Source organism: Chromobacterium vaccinii (assembly GCF_000971335.1).
GTDB lineage: Bacteria > Pseudomonadota > Gammaproteobacteria > Burkholderiales > Chromobacteriaceae > Chromobacterium > Chromobacterium vaccinii.
Map to the genome: position 1 here is coordinate 1 of NZ_JZJL01000112.1, position 2,740 is coordinate 2,740.

Consider the following 2,740-nt stretch of genomic DNA (forward strand, 5'->3'; position numbering starts at 1 on the left):
TCACCACGCTGCGCGCCGGCAGGCTGCGCGCCGCGCCGCCGCGCTCGCGCACGATCACCGCGTCGCCGGTGATCTCGACGACGTCGACCCGGCTCAGCAGCCGCACGCCCTCGCGACGCAGCGCGTCCATCAATATCCAGCGCGTGGTGCGGCCGACGCGGTGAGCGAACTTGCGACCGGAGCGCTGCAGCAGCGTGATCGCCGGCGCCTCATCGTCCGCGCCGCCGTCCAGATACGGCGCCAGCGCCTCCGCCGGCAGGCGCCGCGCGAGGTAGGCCCGGGCGCCACGGATCAACTCGCCGCGCTTGGCCGCCAGGTATTTCGCCAGATCGCAGGCGATGCCCCCACCGCCGATCACCACCACCGGAAACGCCACCGGACAACCCTGCTCCAGCACCTCGGCGTAGTCCCGCACATGGGGCAGCCCCAACCCCGGCACGCCTTCCGGCCGGCGCGGCGCGGCGCCCTGCGCCAGCACCACGTGGTCCCAGCGCGCGGCGTCGACCTCGCGCGCGTCGAAACGACAGCCCAGCCGCACCGCCACGCCTGCGCGCAGCAGCTCGCCGCGGTAATGGCGGATGGTGGCGGCGAACTCCTCTTTTTGCGGAATGCGCGCGGCCAGCCGCAATTGGCCGCCCAACTCGTCCCCGGCCTCGAACAGCGTCACCCGCGCGCCGCGCCGCGCCAGGAACAAGGCCGCGCCCATGCCGCTGATGCCGCCGCCGGCCACCGCCACCTCCAGCGTCCGCGGCAGCGGCGGGTAGCGCCCTTCGTCCGGCAGGCCGCAATCCGGATTGACGCTGCAGCCGACTGGCTGGCCGGTCAGCACGTGGTCCAGGCAGCGCTGGTTGCAGGCGATGCAGGCGTTGATTTCGTCGAAGCGGTTGGCCGCGGCCTTGCCCGCCAGCGCGGGGTCGGCCAGAAAGGGACGCGCCATCGCGATCACGTCGGCGCAGCCGTCCAGCAACAGCGCCTCGCCGTCGCGCGGGTCGTTGACGCGGTTGCTGACCGCCAGCTTCAGTTGCGGATAACGCCGCCGCGCCAAGCGGGCGGCGTCGGCGAAAGCCGCGCGCGGCACCGCCATCGCGATGGTCGGCACCTCGGATTCGTGCCAGCCTATGCTGACGTTGAGCAGATCGATGCCGTAGGGCAGCAGCTTGCCGACCAGCGCCATCGACTCCTCGGCGTCCAGTCCGTCAGGCAGCAGATCCATGCAGGGCAGGCGGAAGATCAGCGGAAAATCCGGGCCGACGCGGCGGCGCACCGCGGCGGCGATTTCAACCGCCAGCCGCGCGCGGTTGTCGAAACCGCCGCCCCAGCGGTCGGTGCGCTTATTGCAGGCCGGGGCCAGGAACTGGTGCACCAGAAAGCCCTGGCCGAACAGCAGCTCGATCGCGTCGTAGCCGGCGGCGACGGCGCGGGCCGCGCAATCGGCGTGGGCGGCGATGGTCGCCTGGATCTCGGCCTCCCCAAGCGGCCTGGGCGTGAATACGCTGGACGGCAGCCGCTCGGCCGACGACGACACCATGCCGCCGTGAAAGGCCTCGCGGCCGAAATGCAGAATCTGCAGCGCGATGCGGCCGCCGACTTCATGCACCGCGCCGGTGATCAGCCGGTGCGGCTCTATTTCGTCGTCGCGGCACAGCGCGAAGCCGCCCTTGGTGGTTTTTCCCGCCTCGTCCGGCGCGCAGCCGGCGCTGACGATCAGCCCGACGCCCTCCCGCGCGCGCAGCGCGTAAAACGCCGCCATCCTTTGCCAGGCGTCGTCGCACTCGTCCAGGTTCAGGTGCATCGAGCTCATCAGCAGCCGATTGGGCAGCCGCAGCCTATTCAGCCGGATGGGCGAGAACAGCTGGCCGAGCAAGGGCCGGGCTTCAGGCACACAGCCCTCCGTCGATGACCAGCACGTGGCCGGTGATGTAGCTGGCCGCGCTCGAACACAGGAAGCCGACGGTCTGCGCCACCTCCTCCGGCTTGCCGAAGCGCGCCAGCGGAATTTGCCTGGCGCGGGCATCCTCCAATAGCGCCGCGCCTTTGTCCGACGCCTTCATTTCAGTCAGCATGTCGGTGTCGATGAAGCCCGGCGCCACCGCGTTGACGCGTATGCCGTAGCGGCCGACCTCGCGCGCCAGGCCGCGGGTCAGCGCCAGCAAGCCGGCCTTGGCCGCCGCGTAATTGGCTTGGCCGACCTGCGCCCGCATACCGCCGACCGAGGCGATGTTGACGATCTGCCCGCTCTTGCGGCTCATCATCGTCTGCAGCGCGGCGCGCGCGCAGTGGAAGCTGCCGTCCAGATTGCTGCCCAGTACCGCGCTCCAGTCGTCGGCCGGCATCATCGCCAGCAGGCCGTCGCGGACGATGCCTGCATTGTTGACCAGGGTCTGCACCCAGAAGCCGCGCTGGCGGATGTCGGCGAACATCGCCGCCACCGCGTCGCGGTTGGACACGTCGGCGCGAACCGGATAGGCCTCGCCGCCCGCGGCCCGGATCGCCGCGCAGGCGTCCTCGGCCGCGGTACCGTCCAGCCGGTAGTTGACGAAGACCGGCAGCTTGCGGCCGGCCAGCTCCAGCGCGATCGCGCGGCCTATGCCCCGCCCCGCGCCGGTGACCAGCGCCGCCTTGCGCAAGGCCAGCGGCAGTGCGTGTTCACTCATTCGGATTCTCCATATGGCCGCCGCGCCCCGGCGCGCGGCGCGAAAACAACGGCGCTCACTGGCGCAGCCCCAGCGCGCAGAAAGCG

General features: G+C 71.4%; 2 protein-coding genes. Both read right to left on the bottom strand.

Annotated features, from left to right (window positions below):
* A partial coding sequence (locus VL52_RS22785; RefSeq protein ID WP_144410391.1) for an FAD-dependent oxidoreductase occupies positions 1–1,882 on the bottom strand: 1,882 nt, incomplete at its 3' end.
* Positions 1,875–2,654: a 3-oxoacyl-ACP reductase FabG gene (fabG, locus tag VL52_RS22790; protein WP_046159188.1), complete on the bottom strand. Its 780-nt coding sequence runs from the start codon at positions 2,652–2,654 to the stop codon at positions 1,875–1,877. The genes fabG and VL52_RS22785, both read right to left, overlap by 8 nt.
* Between the last annotated feature and the right edge of the window lie 86 nt (positions 2,655–2,740).

Bases quoted from the DNA above. Each gene is read 5' to 3' on its own strand.
- fabG (WP_046159188.1), bottom strand. From the start codon at position 2,654: ATGAGTGAACACGCACTGCCGCTGGCCTTGCGCAAGGCGGCGCTGGTC.